Source organism: Salipaludibacillus sp. CUR1, assembly GCF_021028955.1.
Lineage (GTDB): Bacteria > Bacillota > Bacilli > Bacillales > Salisediminibacteriaceae > Salipaludibacillus.
The window spans coordinates 1-22071 of record NZ_JAIWPE010000039.1; the positions used below are offsets into that span (position 1 = coordinate 1).

At 42.3% G+C, this 22071-nt stretch carries 21 protein-coding genes; 1 reads left to right on the plus strand and 20 read right to left on the minus strand.

Going from position 1 to position 22071, the window contains the following annotated elements; all coding sequences use genetic code 11:
• From K8O68_RS08740 to K8O68_RS08835, 20 genes are all read right to left on the minus strand, one after another.
• Nucleotides 1-929 (minus strand): glycosyltransferase family 2 protein (locus tag K8O68_RS08740; protein WP_230896517.1); only part of this gene is annotated, 929 nt, incomplete at its 3' end.
• A 19-nt stretch (nt 930-948) separates the two neighbouring features.
• Nucleotides 949-1365 carry an FAD synthase family protein gene (locus K8O68_RS08745; RefSeq protein WP_230896518.1) on the minus strand — a complete coding sequence of 139 codons (417 nt, stop codon included), beginning with the start codon at nt 1363-1365 and terminating at the stop codon, nt 949-951.
• Complete coding sequence (locus tag K8O68_RS08750; protein WP_230896519.1) at nt 1352-2530, minus strand: CDP-glycerol glycerophosphotransferase family protein; 1179 nt, start codon at nt 2528-2530, stop codon at nt 1352-1354. Before K8O68_RS08750 ends, K8O68_RS08745 begins: the two co-directional genes overlap by 14 nt.
• 18 nt (nt 2531-2548) lie before the next feature.
• Nucleotides 2549-3577, minus strand: a complete 1029-nt coding sequence (locus tag K8O68_RS08755; RefSeq protein WP_230896520.1) for a glycosyltransferase family 2 protein — start codon at nt 3575-3577, stop codon at nt 2549-2551.
• 12 nt (nt 3578-3589) lie between these two features.
• Entirely contained in the window at nt 3590-4768 is a 1179-nt protein-coding gene (locus K8O68_RS08760) for a glycosyltransferase (RefSeq protein WP_230896521.1), read from the minus strand.
• Between the two features lie 15 nt (nt 4769-4783).
• Entirely contained in the window at nt 4784-5899 is a 1116-nt protein-coding gene (locus K8O68_RS08765) for a glycosyltransferase family 1 protein (protein WP_230896522.1), read from the minus strand.
• 39 nt (nt 5900-5938) lie between these two features.
• On the minus strand, nt 5939-7093 hold the full coding sequence (locus tag K8O68_RS08770) for a DegT/DnrJ/EryC1/StrS family aminotransferase (protein WP_230896602.1): 1155 nt from the start codon (nt 7091-7093) through the stop codon (nt 5939-5941).
• Between the two features lie 46 nt (nt 7094-7139).
• Nucleotides 7140-7952, minus strand: coding sequence for a glycosyltransferase family 2 protein (locus K8O68_RS08775; RefSeq protein ID WP_230896523.1), 813 nt, complete (start codon nt 7950-7952; stop codon nt 7140-7142).
• Nucleotides 7906-9126, minus strand: coding sequence for a glycosyltransferase family 4 protein (locus K8O68_RS08780; protein ID WP_230896524.1), 1221 nt, complete (start codon nt 9124-9126; stop codon nt 7906-7908). The genes K8O68_RS08775 and K8O68_RS08780 overlap by 47 nt, the downstream gene beginning before the upstream one ends.
• A 180-nt stretch (nt 9127-9306) precedes the next feature.
• Nucleotides 9307-9942: an acetyltransferase gene (locus K8O68_RS08785; RefSeq protein WP_230896525.1), complete on the minus strand. Its 636-nt coding sequence runs from the start codon at nt 9940-9942 to the stop codon at nt 9307-9309.
• Nucleotides 9935-10549, minus strand: a complete 615-nt coding sequence (locus K8O68_RS08790; RefSeq protein WP_235788457.1) for a sugar transferase — start codon at nt 10547-10549, stop codon at nt 9935-9937. Before K8O68_RS08790 ends, K8O68_RS08785 begins: the two co-directional genes overlap by 8 nt.
• Nucleotides 10550-10563: 14 nt before the next feature.
• Nucleotides 10564-11676 (minus strand): EpsG family protein, encoded by a 1113-nt coding sequence (locus K8O68_RS08795; protein ID WP_230896526.1) that lies wholly within the window; start codon nt 11674-11676, stop codon nt 10564-10566.
• A gap of 46 nt (nt 11677-11722) precedes the next feature.
• Entirely contained in the window at nt 11723-12877 is a 1155-nt protein-coding gene (locus K8O68_RS08800; protein WP_230896527.1) for an NAD(P)-dependent oxidoreductase, read from the minus strand.
• A 19-nt stretch (nt 12878-12896) separates the two neighbouring features.
• Nucleotides 12897-13775, minus strand: a complete 879-nt coding sequence (locus tag K8O68_RS08805; RefSeq protein WP_230896528.1) for a glycosyltransferase family 2 protein — start codon at nt 13773-13775, stop codon at nt 12897-12899.
• 10 nt (nt 13776-13785) lie between these two features.
• Complete coding sequence (locus tag K8O68_RS08810; protein WP_230896529.1) at nt 13786-14886, minus strand: glycosyltransferase family 1 protein; 1101 nt, start codon at nt 14884-14886, stop codon at nt 13786-13788.
• Complete coding sequence (locus tag K8O68_RS08815; protein WP_230896530.1) at nt 14871-16025, minus strand: glycosyltransferase family 4 protein; 1155 nt, start codon at nt 16023-16025, stop codon at nt 14871-14873. The genes K8O68_RS08810 and K8O68_RS08815 overlap by 16 nt, the downstream gene beginning before the upstream one ends.
• Before the next feature lie 18 nt (nt 16026-16043).
• A complete protein-coding gene (galU, locus tag K8O68_RS08820) occupies nt 16044-16919 on the minus strand; it encodes a UTP--glucose-1-phosphate uridylyltransferase GalU (protein ID WP_230896531.1) in 876 nt (291 codons plus the stop codon).
• Nucleotides 16920-16940: 21 nt separating this feature from the next.
• Nucleotides 16941-18770 carry a polysaccharide biosynthesis protein gene (locus K8O68_RS08825; RefSeq protein ID WP_230896532.1) on the minus strand — a complete coding sequence of 610 codons (1830 nt, stop codon included), beginning with the start codon at nt 18768-18770 and terminating at the stop codon, nt 16941-16943.
• Between the two features lie 281 nt (nt 18771-19051).
• On the minus strand, nt 19052-19726 hold the full coding sequence (locus tag K8O68_RS08830; protein ID WP_230896533.1) for a CpsD/CapB family tyrosine-protein kinase: 675 nt from the start codon (nt 19724-19726) through the stop codon (nt 19052-19054).
• On the minus strand, nt 19719-20420 hold the full coding sequence (locus K8O68_RS08835; RefSeq protein WP_230896534.1) for a YveK family protein: 702 nt from the start codon (nt 20418-20420) through the stop codon (nt 19719-19721). The genes K8O68_RS08830 and K8O68_RS08835 overlap by 8 nt, the downstream gene beginning before the upstream one ends.
• A gap of 472 nt (nt 20421-20892) precedes the next feature.
• On the opposite strand from K8O68_RS08835, the gene K8O68_RS08840 reads away from it, so the two are divergent.
• Complete coding sequence (locus tag K8O68_RS08840) at nt 20893-21918, plus strand: SEC-C domain-containing protein (RefSeq protein ID WP_230896535.1); 1026 nt, start codon at nt 20893-20895, stop codon at nt 21916-21918.
• Nucleotides 21919-22071 lie beyond the last annotated feature (153 nt).

Consider the following 22071-nt stretch of genomic DNA (forward strand, 5'->3'; position numbering starts at 1 on the left):
TTATAATTTAATAAGGACATTAAATACTTATACTTGAACGAGAGACGCCTGTTTTTTAATATATCTTTATAGTACTTACGAACAAACTGTTGAATATAGAGAATGTATTTATCTTTATGATTTGTATCTTTCACACTATTTATAATTTTATAGACATGATCCAGGCTATAGTATACAAAACAGGAAATATATTCATCGGATAATTGAGGGTATTTATCATTCATAAAGGTGATTATTTCATCCCACCCTAAGAAAACATCCAGCTTTTTCTCATTATATTTAGAAGTTAATATACTATTTTCTCTCTTCACATATATATATCCGGTATAACTTGTAAAAACGACCTTGTGTGCGTTGGCAAAAACTTTATAGGTAGTTGGCAAATCATCAAGCATCCTGTCTTCCGGATATTTAATATTTTTAAAGCAGCTTTTTTTATATAATTTTGCCCACACTGCAAACCTAAATAGTCGTCCACTAAAAAGCTCTTTCATTGCTTCTAAATTATCCATTTCCTTTATAAATGGTTCTCTCTCATAAGCAATTACATGATTATCCACTTCCCTGTACAGGCAACAAACTGAAATGTCACTTTTTGTGTCTTCACATAATTCAACTAAAGTTTGAAACATATCCTCATAAATCCAATCATCTGCATCAACAAATCCAATATATTTACCTGTAGCTATGTTTATCCCTGCATTCCTTGCTGAACAAACTCCTCCATTTTCTTTATTCAAAACCCTTATTCTCTCATCTTTTTTTGCATATTCTTTGATAATCATTCCACTTTGATCTGGGGATCCGTCATTAACAATAATAAGTTCGAAATTGGTATAAGTTTGGGAAAGGATACTGTCTAAACATTTTCTAATATACGGTTCAGAGTTATAAACAGGAACAATAATACTTATTGCCGGCTCTCCCATAATCGTCGCTCCCTTGCTGTTAAATATTAATCTTCTGCTTAACGATCGTTGACGACACACCCCGTGTGTAAGGGAAATAGACGACCTTTACTCCATGAGGCTCAAATTTCTGTTCGAGTTCCATAAAGATCGGGCTGCCTCTCCAGTCATCCCCTACAAACATGGCGTTGAATTTTAATCTTTCCCATGCTCCGAATTTATCCCGATCCATTTGGGGGACGACCTCATCGACATATTTAATGCCGTCCACTATTGCCACTCTTTCATGAAAAGGAATGACAGGCTGCTTATTTTTATAATTATTGACCAGTTCATCCGTGCTGACTCCGACAATTAAATAGTCACACTGTTCTTTTGCCCTTTTTAGTATGTTGAGGTGCCCTACATGAAACAAATCAAACACCCCGGTTGTGTACCCTATTTTATATGGCTTCAAGTTGAATCCTCTCCTTTTCTGTCCCACAGACTGCTTTTATATGTTCAGTCACTTGCTGGCAGGCGTTTCCTTTTTCAAACGTACCTGTGGCCGCAGTAAAATGGTCAATTTGATTTTGATACTCTTCCTCTTCAAACTTTCTGATTTTCTCAAGCAGCTCCTCACTGCTTTCGGCGTGAATAAACGGAAGTTTTTTAATTTCGAAATAAAGCCCTCGTTCATGTGTCAAATAATCGTTAAGATCAGGGACATACAGGAAGCAGGGCCGTTTCGTCAATGTAAAATCAAACATCAGAGACGAATAATCCGAAATTAATACATCAGAAATGTAGAGGAGCTCCTGAATATCATTGTATGGCGTCACATCAATCACCCTTTTTCCAAACATCAGGTCTTTTGACTTATTTCTCATATGGGGATGGAGCTTAATGAGCAGCTTCCAGCTTCCTCCGTACTTGCTGGCCAGCTCGTCAAGCACCTTTTTATAGTCAAATTTATAGACGTCAAGGCCCTGGTCTTTCCGAAATGTAGGCGCATATAAAACGACCTTCTCGCCAGCTTTAATCCCCAATTTCTTTAAAATATCTTCCTTTTTTTGATGGTCCGTATGAAAAAACAGATCATTTCTCGGTGTCCCTGTTTCCATAATGTCGCCTTCAAACCAGAACGAGCGCTTAAAGATGTCGGTACTTAATTGGCATCCTGACAAAAGGACATCGCACTTCCGGGAATCTTTTTTTGCCATCTTCACATAATTTTCCGGAAGAAAATTTTCAGCATCTTTCTCAATTTGCTTAAGACGTAAAGAGCTGTGCCACGTTTGGATATAATGCTGTTTTTTCCTCTTTACGAATAAATCGGTTGTCCGGAAGTTTGTAATAATCACTTTGGCTGTACACATGTCGTAAAAATACCTCAGTGACATGACTTTTACTTTCCTGAACCCGGTTTCCCGGCCCATGTGATCCGGTTCGTTAAAAGCCCAGACGATATCGAAGGTGTCTGACGGGTAATGATTCAATATATATTCGGTTATATATTTAGGGTTGCACCCATACTGGCTGCCGTAATAACTCATAAAAAAGAGTTTATTCTTTCTGATAGGAAGACAATTAAACAGATGAATAATTAACAGTGCCATTCCTTTCTTAATTTGCTCTCCCATCTGTCAGACCACCTCCTTTCAAATATTAATTTGCTTTAGCTTGACCGGCTGCGGGGCCAGCCTGAATTTCCTGAACACTTTTCTTGCTCCAATAAAGGCGGTGTACAGAAATGGATGCCATGAAAAATAGTCAAGCTGCCTGTTCAGCTCATGGTTATTTTCCACAGCTTTCTTTAAATTTTGGTAGTTGGCATTAATGTATTGCTGTATGCCTTTCCGATAAAAACCACCAGGATCTTTCTGTCTATTTAAAAAAAGAAGCAGATAATGCTCCAGATGAGTTTTCAGAATCAGTCGGTATGATTCGTCTATTAAATCAGGATAGCGTGATTCGATAAACGCGTGCCTTTCTTTCAATCCTTTGATGATATCCAGATTTCTCGGAGTGTAGGCGGCGACTATACTGTCATTCCGCTGGTAGTAATAACAGAGCGGCTCGTGTAAAATCACATATCTCTCGGCTCTCTCCATCACCTTATGCGCCCAAAACACATCTTCAAACAGCACCCCTTTTTCGAAAGGAATATCTTCTATCAGACTCGTTTTATAAAGCTTCCCCCAGGCAAAATTCTTCACCCGTTCATTAATGACCAGTTCAGTCATAAGCTCATAGTTATTCAAAATAACCGGCGGCTCATCTTTTTCGTAATAACGGTTGTCATAAAGCAGATAATCGTCGTGGGCATAATAAAAAGCTGATTGCACCACATCAGCTTCATACTTCAAACTATAGGCCACCAGCTTTTCCACCATGTTGTCTTCCAGCCAGTCGTCACTGTCTACAAAGAGAGTAAATTTCCCGGTTACGTACTGTGCCCCATAATTCCGGGCATCAGATAAGCCACCGTTTTTTTTATGAAAGGCTTTGATTCTGCTGTCTTTTGCAGCATAGTTATCGGCAATTTTTCCGCAGTTATCAGGGGATCCGTCATCCACAAGAATAATTTCCAATTGTTTATAAGTCTGGTTAATAAGGCTCTGAATACATCGGTCAATATATTTTTCTACTTTATATACAGGAACAATGATGCTCACTAAGTGTTCCATTATTGTTCCTCCTTACATGATTGTGTATAGTTTTTCTAATTCCCCAGTGTTTCTGTAATCCGTGTTTTTACAGCGATTGCCGATTGAGCGTCTCATAAGTTCATTCATATATAACTCGTAGATCCCGTCAGCAATTCCCTGAACGGATAACTCACAAATATACCCATTCACCCCATGGGTCACCTGACTTACGGCCGTCGGGTAATTTGTAATCATGACAGGCTTACCAAGTATTTGCGCTTCTCCCACCGTTACTGCTTTCCCTTCATAACGGGAGGGCTGGACATACAAGTCCGCTTCTTTCATATAAGGATAGGGATTTGTCTTCTTCCCCAGAAAAATAAAACTGTCGTGAAGCTCGTGGGAAGCCACAAGCTTTTCCAGTTCAGCCTGGTCTCCTCCATAACCGACCACATACCACGCAATGTCGCGCACCCCTTTGTCTTTCAGTAACTTCAAGGCATTAATTGCCTGATCGATTCCTTTTGCATATGAAAATCTGGCTACCGTAATGATTTTAAATCTGTGATCCCTTTTCATCAGGTTCTCTTCATTCTCAGCTGCCAGGTTTGTGACGAGTTCCGGTGACGTAATATTTTCTATTACCAGAACCTTTTTCGCTAGCGAAGGGTACTTCGTAATAAAGGAAGCCCTGCAGCCATCAGACACAGCCACAATATGATCGAACTGATCCCACATAGCAAGATCCATCTCCACATCCGTATCAACTGTGGAAAAATCTGTATGAATCCAGGCGATTTTCTGTTTCGCCTTTACTTTATAAGCGATAAAGTAATGGGGCCATAAATAACTGATCGCGATGTCATACTCTTTATCTGCTTTCGGTAAAAAAGGTAATGAATATTTCCACATGTACTGCATCTGTTTATAACCGGTTTCAGGCGACTTGTTCCAGGCTGCTTTAGATTTGGCTAGCAGACGGATTGCAGCCAGCAGGACTTCTCCTCTTTTAATCGTGTCCCCGATCGATAGCCTGAATGTTTTATACGCTCTTACCTCATCCAAAAGACGAGCCCGATTATTCAGCAGAGTCATAAATTCACCTGAATGGCTGTAGAGCATAAGGTCCACCTGATGCTTGTCATAATCAAAATTGTTCAGCATGCTGACCAGGCTTCGTTCCACTCCGCCAACTTCCATATCGAATGAAGACACTAATACTCTCTTCATATGCCCCTCCTGACTTCATGACAGGTTATAAATCTTCTCAAGCTTTGAAAGGCCTGTATTTAATGCGTACTCTTTTTCCTTAAAGGCAGTCATGATCTTTTCTTTATCTGTTTCTTTTTGAGCGGCCACCTTTAATATTCGTTCCGCCCACGCGTCAGATCCGTTTGCCAGTGGTATCTGTGTAACCAGGCCTATATCCAAATCTGCTTCAGGCTGTATAGCTTCGGATACGACACAAGGCAATCCCGTTGCCTGGGCCTCCAGAAGGACCAGCCCTAATCCTTCATAAATTGAAGGGAAAACAAAGATGTCCATGCTCTGCAGCATGGCCGGGATATCCTCTCTAATTCCGGCAAAACATATATGGCTGGTTAACTTTTTCTTTTCGGCCTCTTTTTCTATTTCTTCTCTTAATTCGCCATCACCCACCAGCAGCAGTTTAACTGGGGCATCCTTCTTAAGCAGACTCTGCAGAACCTCCAGTAAAAAATGGTGGTTTTTAGCATCCATAAATCTTCCGATATGCCCGATCACCAGATTGTTTTCCAACTGTTTTTCTTCTTTAAATGCCTTAACACCGTCTTCCTGGTCTTCCAAAAACGGTGAGCAGTCGATAAGGTTAGGAAAATACATATAATGACGCCTATTCTCTAATTTTTCTCCAAATAAATAACGCCCTGCTTCTTTACTGCAGGACAACCGGTGGGTAGAAAACGTATTAATGACCAGCCGCATGGAATGAATATACAGTTTCCGTAATAGCCGGTCGCTTTTGTCCAAAGTCGTGTGGGCATGGGCGATTCTGATCTTCACCCCGGATAGCCGCGCCGCCAGATTAGCGATGCCGCAATGGAACAGAGTATGGGAATGAACAGCGTCATATGGGCCGTACTTCTTTATAACGTCTATATGCTGTCTGACTGAATTCGTCCTCGAGAGCCTGATCACTCTGCCTCCCAGCTGTCTGATTTCCTTATCGTAATGGGCCTCTTCCTCACTGTATGAAATAAAATCAAATTGAATTTTTTCCCTGTCTATACTTCTGAAAATAGTCATTAACATTGTTTCTGTTCCTGCACGGTTCATCGCTCCGACAACATGCAGCACTTTTATACGTTTGACTTGTTTCATATGTTTTCGCTCCATCTATCAGGTTATGACAGCCTTTAGTCACACTGCCTTTACTTGTACATGGCTCTTTATACAGTCAATCACCCGCTGCTGGTCTTCATCACTCATATTCGTTCCCGAGGGAAGACAGATCCCCGAGTTAAACAGCTCTTCTGAGACACTTAATTCTTTTGAATGCGGGTAATATTCTGCCCCTTCAAAAAGCGGCTGCAGATGCAGCGGTTTCCACACCGGGCGTGCCTCGATGTTTTCTTTAGCCAGAGATTTTAACAATGTTAAATTTGAAAAACCTGCCTGCTTTTCATTAACTGTTAATGCTGTCAGCCACCTGTTGGACATAGTCCCGGCTAATTCCGGCATAAACTCAATTCCAGGCACCCCGGCAAGTTCGTTGTAATACTTATTGAATACCGCTCTTTTCGCTTTTACTCTGTCATTTAAAACAAGCAATTGCGCTCTTCCTACTCCAGCTGATAAATTACTCATCCGGTAGTTAAAACCGACCTCACTGTGCTGGTAATGCAGCGCCTGGTCTTTTGACTGAGTGGCTAAGAACCGTGCTTTATTTATCGCACTTGTGCTGTTTGACGTTAACATTCCGCCTCCTGACGTGGTGATAATTTTATTTCCGTTAAATGAAAATACGCCAAAGCTCCCAAATGTACCGCCAGGCCTCATGTTATAAGTGGAGCCAAGTGACTCGGCCGCATCTTCAATGAGCGGGACTCTGAATTTATGGCATAGATAAGTGATCTCTTCCATCTTCGCCATTTGTCCATAAAGGTTAACCACAATGACCGCTTTAGGAAGCCGCCCTATATGATAAGCTTCTGTCAATGCTCTCTCCAAGGCTTGCGGACACATGTTCCATGATTCCCGATCGGAATCAATAAAGACCGGCCGGGCTTTCTCATAAAGAATCGGATTGGCGCTGGCTACGAATGTGAGCGTGGAACAAAAGACCGTGTCCCCTTCTTTTACTCCAGACAAAATAAGAGCCAGGTGAATCGCCGCCGTCCCTGAACTTAAGGCTGCAGCATTCCGGACTCCTAAATAATCCGCCAGTTCTTTTTCGAAACCGTCCACATTCGGCCCTAACGGAGCAACCCAGTTCGATTTCAACGCATCGGTTATAAAATTCAGTTCATAACCGCTAAGATGAGGCGGTGAAAGATATATTTTTTTAGAAGACATTTTTCCCACTGGATACACACCTCCCTAAAGATTTACGGGCTGTTTTTCATGAAAATCTATACCTTTTTCTTCGCAGCTTCCTGTACGCCCAGCCGGGAAGTATGCCAATAATCAGGGTCCTGAGAACATAGGGATATGATTTGAATGGCAACTTAAGCCGTTTATAACCGGTAAAACGCACATAAGCTTCGTTTAATCTGTAAATATACTTTCTTCTGGCAATAGCTCCCCTGTCATCTCTTACATCATAAAGAGGTTCCGGAATATTATATCCGCGGGATCCATTCGCGTACATCCTGAACCAGAGGTCATAATCTTCTGCCCGGTATGTTTTCCGGTCGGTGCTGTACCCCTTCACATCCAGCAATGCTTGCCGGCGGATCATACAAGGGGCATGACAGAACGGGGACTGGGTAATAAAATCACCAGGCTGAGGCCTTTCCGCCGATGTCATCTCTCCCCAGTACCCGCGTTCATCAAAAAAAGCCATCCCTGTACTGACTATGTCAAATTCAGGGTGGTTTTTTAGGACAGCAGTTTCTTTTTCCAGCCGCTCAGGTCTGGATCTGTCATCGCCGTCCTGCCTGGCAATGTAATCCCCTTTTGCGTACTTCAGACAACGGTTAAGCGTATAAGCGAGGCCTTCATTTTTTTTATTTTGTATTAGAATAATTTGCTTGTATGCATCTGCGTACTTTTCAGCTATATCGTAAGTTTGGTCCGTTGATCCATCATCACATAGAATCAGTTCCCAGTTTGTATAGGTCTGGTTCAGCAAAGACTCTATACATTCCGTTAGTGTAGGAGCGCAATTATAAGCCCCCATAATGATCGACACTTTGGGATTGTGTGTGTCCATTGCTGTCCTCCTTAGAAGAACTATTCTCTTTATAAAGCATTTCGCGATCTTCTAAAATATACTTCCACAGTTTTTTCTGTTCGAAATGCTCGCGTACAAACCTATTGGCATTTTTACTCATCTTTGCGCACAAATCAGGGTTCATGATCAACGTCTCAATGGCGTTCACTAAAGAGCGTGAACAGCCTTTTTGGATCAGGAGCCCGGTATCATTTTCCTGGATCGCATCCGTCGGTCCCGGAATATCTGTCACTATGACAGGGACCCCCATTGCTTCAGCTTCAATCACCACTGAACCGAATCCTTCACGGTAACTTGGTAAAATAAAGACGTCCATTGCCGCCGCATATTTTTCTACTTGTGTGGTAAAACCGCTGTAAATGACCGACTCGTTCTTTCCCGACCGCTCAAGTAAACGTGCATGAAGCCCTCCAGAATTATCCTTAGGACCGACCAGAAGCAGCTTCGTACCTGGATATCTTGCCGAAATAGATTTATAAGCTGCAAAAAGTTCATTAATCCCTTTATCCTTATCTAACCTGCCGATGAAGCCAAGCACAAAATCATTGTCACTGATGTTATTCTTCATACGGATTTCCTGCCGCCAGGCTTCTTTTTTTGAAATATCAAACTTAGATAAATCTACACCGTTTGCACTGCCATTCCATATGACTCTGCTTTTGGAAGGTGTGTATAACCCTTCCTGATGACTAAATTTTAGATTTCCGTAACTGTCCGGTTCAATACATGTTGAAAGGGAACAAGTGACCTTTTCAATCGCTTTAAACAGCTTTCGCTTCCAGCCATTAAAGCCCGTATAACGGATGCCCCACTGGCAATATAATCGGACAGGGACTTTTGCGAGCCGGGAAGCTATGGCAGCGTATATGGACGCATTCGGGGTGGAATATTGTACAATGTCAAACTTTTCTTTTTTCAGGAAGCGGTACAGAAAAAATATACTTAAGACTGCACCCGGGCCGTCGATTCCCCGTTTCATTTTGAGCGGCATATAAGTTACAGTGGGCGGCAGATCATTAATGAGGCTGTCATCCTTGGCGCAAACAGCAGTGATGTCGTAGCCATGCTCTTTCAAAAAGGCCATTTGCCCTGTTAGAAAGCTTTTTATTGTAATAGACGTCGTCGTTATAAAACATATTTTCTTCCTGGTCATTCTGTCACTGCAGTCCCTGTTAATATCATTTTCATCTTCCTCTCGACTGGTAACTTATGAAACTTTAAAGAACATAAAAAAAACGACCTGTTTTGGAAACACAGCTCGTTTGAATATTAATCACTTATAAAAAGGATGATTGTTTGACTGTTTTTGTCCAGTGACTGTCTTTGACATTTCTCACAACTCTTTTACTTTCATCTTTGCAGGAACCCCTACAGCCGTGCAATGGGAAGGGATATTTGTAATAACGGTGGCGCCCGCTCCTATGACTGACCATTCTCCCACTTTCTTTCCCGGTATGACTGTCACACCTGCTCCTACGTGTGCGCCTTCATTAATCTTAACGGCACCGGCTAATGTAGCGTTTGGAGAAATATGAACAAAATCTCCAAGTACATTATCGTGTTCCACGACAGCACCGGTGTTAATAATACAGTGGCTGCCTACCTGACTGTCTGCATTAATGACCGCGTTTGCCATCACTACTGTCCCTGAGCCTATTGACGCACTTGAACTAATAACGGCTGAACGGTGGGCTAATGTCATATAAAATTCAGGAGGAATATTCAGTTTCTGTGCGACCTTTTGCCTCACCTCGTTATTGCCAATCCCAATAATTAATCTGACGCTCAGCCTTTTAATAAACTGGCTTGCCAGAAGGACCGGGCCATAATATAACCCGTTCCTATAGGTGATCTGATCGTATTTATCATCCAAATACCCTGCCAGTTCCAAATGAGGATTCGTTTTAATTACATCTGTAATAACTTTACTGTGTCCTCCATGACCTATGATCATCACTTTTCTACTCATGGCCGCCACTCACTTTCGAGTTTAATCCTCTGAATTTCTCTGCTGTGGCAGTTCCCGGCTGGTTTATTCCTTCTGATTTAAAGACTTTATATCCCGTTAAGAGCAGGATTTTGATGTCCAGCCAGAACGACCGATTATTGACATACCAGACATCCAAATCAAATTTTTCCTCCCACGACAAGTTATTGCGCCCGTTAATCTGCGCCCACCCCGTAATTCCAGGCCTCACACGATGCCGCTGCAGATGCTTTTCGGTATACAACGGTAAATATTCCATTAACAACGGTCTCGGACCCACCAGGCTCAGTTCCCCTTTTAACACGTTTAACAGCTGCGGAAGTTCATCAAGGCTAAACTTTCTTAAAAACAGTCCAAATGGGGTAAGCCGCTTATCATCGGCAAGCAGGATGCCATCATTATCTTTTTCATCAGTCATGCTTCGGAATTTATAAAAAGTAAAGGGCTTATTATTTAAACCGGGACGCTTCTGTTTGAATAAGACGGGAGACCCCAGTTTCATTCTGACGAGACATGCGATCATTACTATTAATGGCAGCAAAACGATAATTAATGACAGTGATACTAAGAAATCGAAACCCCTTTTCAATCTGCTCCCTCCTATCAGCTCTGTAAGAAGAGCGGTCCCTTATCCGGATCCAGGAATTCCAGAAAGTCACTTCTGTATTCAATGTTTAATGTAATCACATATTCATAAATAAAAAAGAAAAAATAACAGACGACGATCGCATAATAGATGAGTTTCCTGTCTTTTACCGCAAATAAATGCACTACCCAGGAAATCAGTATTAAATTATACAAATCAAAATAAATAGACAGCCTTGCAAAAAGCCAGTTCTGGGTGGCTACGATCATAAAGATAACTCCCAATAGTGCTAAATTAACAATGTAATCGCACTTAGGAAACAGTTCCCTGAATTTATCCCTTCCGAGAAAGGCAAGAATAAGCGGGGCCGACCCAACTGCCACTCTGATAATATTGGCGCCGCCCTCATCAAAGTCACTGTATCCTCCGTAACCGTCTTCTCCAAGTGTCGAGAAGAGGAGCTCTGAAAACTGATTGTAACCAAGCACAATTAAAATAGCTGAAAACAAAATCAGAAATGTTGTTTTTGTCCACGCCTCCCTTCTGACAATAAAATAGATGGGAAGAAGAACGAGCGCACTTTGATGAAAGGTGGAAGCCAGTAAAACAACAAGAGCATATTTTACAAAACTGCCTTCCAGAATAAATTTAGTGGAAGCAAATATAATGGCTGCTGCTAAATACTGCCTGATGCCGTTCATAGAGACGAGGTACATGCCTGAAGCAATAAAGACAAATAAGCTTAGCTCGAATAACTTTGTGTATTTGTATAATACAAGGACGATTAGTACGTTCGTAATTAATGCGGCAGTAAATATTAACACCTGGGCGTTATCCGTAAACATTTTTAAAATCATCTGCAGCACGCCAAAGCCCATATCTTTCTGACTTTGAACATACTCCCACGTGAACTCATTTGACTCAAATATATTTCTGTAGACATACGTATCGCCAATGTTATTCCGCATCCCCGACACAACCACCAATGAAGCTAAGGAGACGAACATAAAAAAATAGCCCGGTTTCATGTAAGGGGCCTCACTAGTGACAGATAATGCAGAATCCCTGAGGTGCCTCGCTCCTAATGAAAAACTGAACACAAGTGCTAAATTCATATAAAGAATTGTCATAATTGTCCCTTCCAATCCAGAGGCCGTAATAGATTCAGAAAGTCCCCTACTCCATGATTAATGCATTTCCGGCAACCTCACGCCAGGCTTTTAAGGCCAATGACTCCGGCAGCTCTGCATCTGAAAAAGTTAAAATTTGGCCCTCCTCCACCACCCTTGTCACTGTGGCATCCGCAATTAAACCGATTGGAATATGCTCTGGTTCAGCCTTCATTTTTACTGCTTCTCCTCTTACTTCAAAGCTGCCGATCCCTTTAATTATTTTATCGCCGGGGAAAAGCTTACGTTTTGCGATAGCAGCTACGCTGATTGAAGGGGAAGCCGTATTATTGAGGAGAACCCCTTCTCCATTTAACACTCGCCGGATTGTTTTCATTATTTCCAAATGACAGAGATGAAAGGTTTGAACCAGAGTATAGTAAGGGCCTTCTCCCATTTTTAAATAACTGAGAGGCTGCTGCTGTATATCGTCATGCGTTGCGGTAATAAACACTCCTGCAGGACCTTTCGGGCAGAGAAGGTAATCACTGATTGGACGATTTAACCTGGCAGCTTCATTGGCAAGCCTCGTTCCACCTTGATTGATATCAGCCGCTTTAAACCCAAGCAGCCCAGGAGCAGCAATATCTGCCTGAAGACCGTTAGCTGCTAACGCCTGCTCGATTTGCACTTTCGTACCGTCAGTAAAAGAAGTGACCATTTGTAAACTGATGCCGTTTCGTTCAGCCCAGTAAAGCATATCTTCTCTGGACGGGTTCGTATTTAGAAATCCTTTTATATTGCCATAAACTAAAGGTTTAAACCCCATTTGCTCCACATTTTCCTTCAAAGCCGCCAGAGAGCCGGGCTGGTCCCCTTCCGCTTCTGTAATAAAACCCCTGCGGGCAAAATATGATCCTGTAGTGATTTGTAACTCCGAGTTCATTGTAATTACCGGAAGTGAAGCACTGATTGCTTTGTCAATGACTGCCGTCCCGTGAATGACATCGCCGCTGCATTCAACAATTAAATCGGAGCTTTCAATAAACTGTTCTACATTGTTGGTCAGCACACTCTTATCCGGAAAATTTTTGATCTCCTCCATCTGCCGGCGGGTTAATACGCTGGCAACGGTTAAATCATCCTGACTTTCCAAGGCATACACTAATCCTCTTGCAATAAAGCCTGTGCCTGCCACACCTATATTTACGGTCCGTTCCATAACTGCCCCCTCTTGACTGTTAATTCTGTTTCGCTAACACATACACATACAAAACGATGCCTAATGGAATGGCGAAAACAGTTAACAGTTTATTTGGCGTTTCTTCTATGAACTGTCTGTTTTTTATCATTAAGCTGCTTGAGACATAATGAATGGCCTGGCGGAATTTAAATGTTTTTTTCGCAAACGGCAGTTTCATCAGCTCTTTCCTGTAGAAAGCAAAGCCTTTCGGGTTTTTCCGGTATTGCCTGAACATGTTATTAGATGAGCCGTCAGGGAGGTATTCAACGATACAAAGCGGTTTATTTAACAGAAGCATAGGATAGTCTTCATCTAACTTGTAGTACTTGTAGGCTAATCCCACGTATTTTTCACCTTTAAAAAGCGGATAAGGGTACTTTTTTGAGAGTGCTGTCCGGTACACGAGCTTTTTATCCCCTGTGACCCCGTGTTTATAATGAAGATCAAATAAGGTGGACTTCTCTATGTGGTCCGGGAGTTTTGTGCCTATTATATTGCCGTCCGTGCGGACATCAAGGCCGATGATCCCGCTGACATCCTCACTCCTGTTAGCTTCCCAGAAAGTGAGAATTTCTTCTACAGCGTCAGGAGGCATGGAATCGTCAGAATCAATACAGACATTTAATTCTGTCTCTATCCTGTCATAAGCTGTGTTATGCGCCCCGTGCATCCCCTGGTTTTCCTGCCGGACATACTGGATGTCCAGTTCGTTTTCTGCTACCCAGTCCATCACCAGTTCTTTCGTGCCGTCAGTCGAACCATCGTCAATAATTAACCAGATGAAGTCTTTGCATATTTGCTCTTTCAGGCTGTTATAACACTGGTGCAAACAATACGCTCTATTAAACGAAGGAGTGAAAACAGTTAATTTTTTCACTTTAGTCACCTCAGATTGCTGAGTAAAAACCTTGTGTCCAGGCTGCACTCGTTTTGATATCATACCCTTTCTCAGTTAAAAAACGGTTAGCTTCCTCCCGCTCCTTCGGCAGGTTAAGAGCTTTCTTAATTTCCTCTATCCACCTCTCTGTGCTGCCAAGGGGAACATAACTCATCAAACCCATTCCCATATCTGCTTCCTTAGTAATTTCATTAGAAATTACGCAAGGGAGCCCTGCACCTTGAGCTTCAATTAAAGTCACGGGCAACCCCTCATGCAGCGACGGAAATAAAAATAAATCAAAGGCTTGAAGCAGATGATGGATATCGCTTCTTACGCCGGTAAAGATGACTTTCTTCTCAAGATTTAAATTTTTTACTTTCTGCTCGATCTTCGGTTTTAAGGGGCCATCCCCTGCCAGTACGAGCCTTGTCTCCGGCATGGATTGATGAAGTTTTAAAAAAATACCAATAAGAAATGTGTGGTTCTTTTGATGGTTGAACCTTCCTACATGCCCTATAATCTTTTGGTCTGTGAGACCTAATTCTTTTCTGATGCGCTGTCTTGTCTCGGAACAGAACCTGTATTTATCTACTTCGATTCCGTTTTTCAATATGACAGCCTGACCTACCTTGCCTTTAAACAGCCAGTTTGCAGCTGCCTGTGAGCAGGCCAGCAAATGAGTGGCGCTGGAGAGAACGGTTCTTCCGGCGTACCACTTATACAGCCTGGCTGCCGTTCCCCCTTCACTGCTCGTATTATGGCTGTGGGCAATTCTTATTGGAACGTTATTTTTTTGTGCCTCTCTCAGGACGATCCCGCTCATTTTATCCATATGGGAATGGACAATCACATACTCTTTATGCGTAGAAAAAAAGTGATTTAACGCCTTTACGTACCCGAAATGCCCTTTCTCTGTTACATAAGGGATTCGGTGAATGATGCCGCCCATCTCTGTAATTTCCCTGTCAAAATCGCCTTCTTTGCAGGTCAGAAAATCAAATTGGACCTTCTCGCGGTCGATATTTCTATATAAGTTCATGAGAAGAGTTTCAGCTCCGCCGCGGTTCATATTAACTACAGCATGCAGCACCCTTATTGGATCGCCCACTCATATCCCTCCACTTCGTTCATGTACCTGTTATAAATAATCTCCAGCTCGTTCGTGACTTTTGGAAGAGAGTATTTGGCAACGTGAGAGACTGTCTTTTCACTGAATTTGTTGCGCAGTTCTTCCTGCTGATATAATTCCAGCATTTTTTCAGCAAAAGCGAGGGTATCATCTTTCTCTATGACATAGCCGTTCACGCCGTTTACTACTAATTCCGAATGCCCTCTGTTCTTCAATACAATGGCCGGCAGTCCACAGGCCTGCGCTTCCATAATATTTACCGGCAGCCCTTCTCTGTAACTGGAGGACAAGGCCAGATCGCATATTGGCAAAAACTGATCGATGTCGTTTCTGAAACCGAGGAAGTCAACCTGATCACTAACCCCTGAGTCAGCGGCAATCTGCCTGCACTCTTCTAATAATTTGCCTTCACCGGCCAGCAGCAGCCGTGCATTCGACATTTGATCTTTTACAGCAGCCAGTGCTTTTATGAGCAGCTTCTGATTTTTATTTTTGTTAAATTCAGCTGTATAACACATTAAAAAATCATTTGATTGATAACCAAATGATTTCTTCCTTTCTGCCTTTTCAGTTTTTCCAACAGGTTGAAAGCGTGTGGTATCCACCCCTACACCGTGCACGTGTTCAATGCTCGTGCTTTTAAATTTATGATTGAGGGCGAGCCTGTGATCCTCATGATTGATCGTTATCAGACTGTCTGTTAAGGATGCCAGGTATTTCTCAATCGGATAGTAAATAATCCAATTCACGTAAGGGGCTCCTTTACAGAAATGAAAACCATGAGCTGTATAAATGACTTTTGTCCCTTTCATTTTCCTTGCTGTTCTAGCCGCCAGCCTTGCCAGTACGCCGCCCAAAGGAGTGTGACAATGAATCATGGCGTAATCGTTATTTTCTATAACCTTTCTGAGTGATTTATACCCGTTGACATTTGCCAGACTGAATGGCGACCGCTGAATCGGTATAGTAAACTTCTTATCTGTATAAGGCAGCGCCATCCTGCCTGAAGCCGCGACATGAACCTCCCACCCTTGCTCTTTAAACCATTTCATTGTTGGGAGATGGAAGGCTTTAAAATGGTAATCCACGGTTGCACACAGAAGTATTTTTTTTGGCATACGATCACCTGCTTATGATTATTTGATCGTTTCTTTATCAAGTATGGAAGAAAGGTACGTTAACAGCTGAAATTTTAAATCTTCTCTTTGAAGGGCAAATTCGATGGACGTCTGGATAAAACCGAATTTTTCACCGACATCATACCGCACACCTTCAAAGTCATAAGCATACACGGCTTCTTTTTGGTTGAGCCTGGCAATGGCATCCGTTAACTGGATTTCGCCGCCTGAACCGGGTTCCTGATTCTCTAATACAGAGAATATTTGCGGGCTCAAAATATAGCGTCCTAAGATGGCGAGATTAGATGGGGCCGATTCAGCAGCAGGCTTTTCAACCAATTCTCTGACCGTATAAATTCTTTCGCCTATTTCCTTTCCTCCCACAATGCCATAACGCGACACTTCATCATCCTTTACCGTCTGTACTCCCAGAATCGAAGCTTTATACCTGTCATAGCACTCCATCAATTGCTTTAAGCACGGTTTATCGGAACGGACAATGTCATCACCTAATAGGACGGCGAAAGGTTCGTCGCCTATAAACTTCCTCGCACACCATACAGCATGGCCAAGCCCTTTCGGTTCCTTTTGGCGGATATAATGAATATCTACTTTTGACGATTTCTGAACCTCATCCAGTAAACTCATCTTCCCTTTATTTAATAAGTTCTGCTCCAGTTCAAACGAGTTATCGAAATGATCCTCTATTGCCCGTTTGCCTTTGCCGGTGACAATAATAATATCTTCAATTCCTGAAGCGACCGCTTCTTCTACAATGTATTGAATTGTCGGTTTGTCGACAATGGGAAGCATTTCTTTAGGCATGGCTTTCGTGGCTGGCAAAAAACGTGTCCCCAGTCCGGCTGCCGGAATAATAGCTTTTCTTACCTTCATAAGTCTAATCCCCCCTGGTACCTAATGAGCAGACAGAGCTTCTGCTTTTTCTTGTTCTTTCATTTGCTTATTCGCGAGACTGATCAGCTTCTCTCTTAAAGCCTCCTTATTAAACAAGGCGTAAGAGACAATAATTTCCCTGATTTCCTCTATAAAAATATTGGAGCTTTTTCCTAAATAGATTTTTGGATAGATTTGATGGTCATGGACCTCATTATCATTTAACAATTCTTCATACAGTTTCTCTCCGGAACGGATCCCGGTGAATTCAATCCCGATATCGTCTACTGAATGGCCTGACAGTTTAATCAGGTTTGTGGCTAAATCCATAATTTTAACCGGCTCTCCCATATCTAAGACGAATGTTTCACCGCCCCGGGCTAAACAGCCCGCCTGAATGACCAGCCGGGAAGCTTCAGGAATGGTCATGAAATATCTCACCATGTCAGGATGGGTGATGGTTACCGGCCCCCCTTTTTGGATCTGCTTTGTAAACAGCGGGATGACGCTTCCGCGGCTTCCTAACACGTTTCCAAAACGGACGACGGTAAAATTGGTGGTGCTTTCTCTATTCATTGACTGAACGACCATTTCTGCGAGTCTCTTTGTCGCTCCCATAACACTCGTCGGGTTAACTGCTTTGTCAGAGGATACCATGACGAACGTCCGCGCTCCGCTTTGATCAGCCGCTTTTGCCACGTTCATCGTGCCAATGACATTATTTTTAAGTGCTTCTTCCGGATTCCGTTCCATGAGGGGAACGTGTTTATGAGCAGCAGCATGATAGACCACATCTGGCTGGTAATGATTAAACACAGCCGTCATTTTTTTAGCGTCCTGTATATCTGCTATTTCTGTAACGAAGGTCATTGGAGAATTCTTATGTGTTTCCAGAAGTTCCATTTCAATACTGTAAATACTGTTCTCGCCGTGTCCCAGTAACACTAATGTTTCAGGCTGAAACTCCGAGATTTGCCTGCATATTTCAGACCCGATGGATCCGCCTGCCCCTGTCACAATCACTGTTTTTCCTGTTATATTTTCCGATATCGTATCAACTTCCAGTTCCACTGGCTCTCGGCCAAGCAAGTCTTCCACTTTTACATCCCTGAATTGATGAACTGAAACCTTTCCTGTCATCAAATCTTCTATCATTGGCATGATTTGCGTCTTCACCCGTGTTTTTGCACATTCGGTGTAAATCTTGTTCAGTTCTTTTTTGCTTAAGGAAGGAATGGCGATAACAATATGTTCAATATCATATTTCCTGACTGCCGATTCGATTGCCTTAACCCCTCCGACGACAGGTATGTTATAAATATCAAGTTTCTGTTTAGTGACGTCGTCGTCAATAAAGGCCACAGGGTTTAATTCTGATTCCATATTATTTTGGAGCTGTCTGGCCGTCATCGTTCCTGCCGCCCCCGCCCCTACGATCAGGGTGTTTCTTTTCTCGTTTTGATTATTGATGATTTTGTCCCTCATCATTCTCCAAGTCAGCCTGGCTCCTCCAATAAACAGCAGCTGAAAGGTTCCAGTCAGGAGCATTAAACGGGCTGGGGTGTATTGATAAATTAAAAGGTGTGCCAGCAGTGCAAAAGTAATCGAGAATGAGAGAGTTTTTAATATAATTTTCAACTCGCCGATACTCGCATATTCCCACGCTTTTTTATAAAATTTATAATAAAAGGAAACAATATGATAACTGATCAGCAGCGACAATAAGGCTGCTATAAATTTAAATTCAGGAATGATGTGTAATTCAAGCAGATAGTAGCTAAGTAAAAAAGCTAAAACGACTAAACCAGAGTCTATTAAAAACAGCAGTCGAACTCTTTTTTTATAAGACACTTGTTTGCCCCCCTTCCTTAAAAGTTTGTACCATCCGGATTCGCTGGCTTTAACTTTTTTACCCACTTGAGCCTGTAACTCAAGTCGGTAAAAAATCAAAGAATAAGGGCATTCAACCCCTCCTCACGCCACACCTTCGATGACTCGCATCTAAGGTTTCCACCCACAGTATGGCCGAGTGCCTCCATTGATAAAGGCTGGGAGACATAACCTGAAAAACGTTTCATTCCTTATATAGAACTGAATTCCTTCTTAATAACGAACAAAAAGAGTAAAAAAATTTAGGTGTTTTTGATCAGCTGGGAAAATGAGTTCGGTTTCGCATTCATAATGACACCAATCACATTTCCTTTGGCAATTTCCAAAGCTTTTTTAGCATCCAGTGCGGCATGATCCTCTGTTTTATTACTTCGAACGACGAGAATGCTCCCGTCACATTTACCGGCAAGAATTTTTGTGATAGTTCCTTCGTGAACACCCGGGGAATCCAGCAGCACATAGTCAAACTCATTGGCTGCTTCCGCCAGCAGCTTGTTCATCACTTTTGACTGATAAAGCTTTTCGGCGTTATACGTGACTTCACCGCTCGTTACAATTTTCAGCCCGTCTACGGACGACTGATTAATGACTTCCCGCAATTTCACTTGTCCGGCTAACACATTTGTTAATCCTTTTCCGTTTTTCATCTTAAAAATGTGGTGGATCACTGGCGCATTTACGGCGGAATCTATTAAAAGCACTTTTTTTCCTTCTCTCGCAAACGACACAGCCAATTTGGAGACAACCATGGACTTTCCTTCTCCTTTTCCGGGAGAAGTGACTACCAGTGTTTTACAGTTATTCTCCTGAGAGGCAAATTCCACATTCAGTTTTATTCTTTTAAAGTTACTGGACATCACCGAATCAGGGTTTTGGCAAAAGTAAGCGACTTTTTTTCTTAAAGATCTATTACCCAATGGTTTCACCTCTTTTTAAATGGCTTGTCCTTTTTTCTTTCTTATAAGTAAGCAGTCTCGGGGCAGCTTTTGGCACAGTGCCCAGCACCTGTATCTCCAGCAACGCTTCCACCTGACGTTCTGTTTTCAGCCTGTTATCCAGACTATCCAGTAAAAACGCCATTCCTATTCCAGATATCAGCCCGATGAGTATACTTCCGTGAAATAAGCGGTCTGAAGGCGTGTTGATGGGATGTTTAGCTTCACTGAGGTTTGCTTCTGAAAGAACTTCCACATTCTCATACCCCAGCGTCTCGTTAACAGCTTCCGGAAAGACGCTGGCAATAGTATTAGCAAGAACTACGGCGTTTTCAGGAGTGGTATCAGTTGCCGTGAATCTTAAAACCTGTGAAGAGTTGACATCCTCAGCAACAAAATGGTGAATTAACGATTGAGGTGTCTGCTCGAGTTTTAATTCGGAAATAACTTTATCGAGGACAACCGGTTCTGTCACCAGCACTTTCAGAGTATCCATGTTAAACCGTTCTTCCTGAATAATGACTGTGGAAGAAGCATCATAAAGCGGTGCCGGTTTAGTATGTTCAGAATAAACATAGCCTGCGCTTCCTGCGACCGCGGTGATTAAAAGAATGATCCAGAACCGTGTTTTCAGTGCTGCCACGATCTTTTTTATTTCGATATCTTTTTCACCCACTGTTCCCACCCCTTAGGTTAGTTAGTTTGCACTACCGTTTGTTCCCCATGGAGAACAAATATCTTATTTGTTTAATGAAAATCCCGTTTTCAATTTGTATAATACTCATTTTAGTTCGTAATAAAGAACATGTCAACGAGTTTTTAGAATTTTACATTCAATTTCTGATTGTATATCACTAGATTTTCAACAATAAATAACAAATACAGCCACCTTCTTATTAATACTGAATTACGCGGAGGCAGAGGGCGCAGGCTTAGAAAAATTGTAAGTACACCAGTGCTTTTTCTGTCAAAGTCCCAAGCCCTTCACCTTACACAAGAGTGTAATTGTACCCCTTTTATATGAGTAAAAAGTCTCCATTCAATATTACGAACGGGACTTTACTTAAGAGTCATGCCGCTTACTGCTTTACAAAAGGCAGGATTTTTGCAACTATAGATAGGGTGAATTTTAGATCGAGGTGAAAGAAATGGCAACATTAAGACGGAACGACCCGTGTTTATGCGGAAGCGGGAAGAAATATAAAAAATGCTGTTTACATAAGGTGGAGGCGAAACCGCGGTTTGACGAGCCGGACCAGCGTGCGTTTAATGAGCTTCTTCCCCGCATTTTTGACCACAGCAAACGGTTCGATGATGAGATTGAACCGATTTATGCAAAACTTACTGAACAGTTTGAAGGTATGCAGAAGCGCGACGGCGAAGCTTTCTCCCAGCTGATCTTTCACTGGATTCTGTTCAACAAGCCGATCGCTTCCGGGGGCGAAACCATCCTCTCGGACTATACAGAAAATTACAGGAAAGGCTACTCGGAAAAGTTCCAGGAGTTCCTTCAGGAGTGGGAGGCCATGCAGCCTGAGTTTTTCCGTGTGACTTACGCCGATGAAAAAAACATGGCTCTTGAAAATATGTTTAGCGGAGAGGCTCATACATTGGAAAAGACGCCTGCTTCTGCCTATCTGAAGGAAAACGATTCTGTGATTGGCTATTTATACCCGACACCGGACGGAAAAGCATTAGGAAATGATGCATTAGCCATTCCGAATCGCATAGCTGAGAGTTTCTGTGAAGCCTGGGACGGGATAAAGAAGCATGCCTCTTTAGATGGGGAGACAGACCAGGAACTGTTTACACGTACTTTCCCAGATGTCCTTGAAGTCCTTAGTCTTCTCGTCAGTGCTCAAGGAGTTCTTAATCAGGAAGACGAGCTTAAAGAAAGCGGTAAAAAGGTCCTTGCCTTATTCCATTCAGAGCTCGACTGGACGCGTGTACCATATACCGGCTATTTAAAAGCAAAAATACACTGGATCCGCTTTGTAAGAGCTAAAGAACCGCGCATTCAAAAACCGGAAACCTTTGCAGCGGCTCTGGAGTACTGGACAGATAAACACGTAACGGACGGAACGGCAGCCATTTCCCAAAAAGCTGCCGCTGAAAAATACGGTGTATCGCCGAGCACCGTCTCAAGTAAATACAAAGAATTAACACAAGTTTAAAGAAACAGCTGCTATTGTTTGAATAGCAGCTGTTTTCCATTAACTGGGGGGTCTGTCCCCCCAGTTAATGGAATTTCTTAGTATTCTGCCTTGCTCGTTTTCTCTTTACATTATATGGTATTATCAAAGAAGTAATTGCATAGAAATCATATA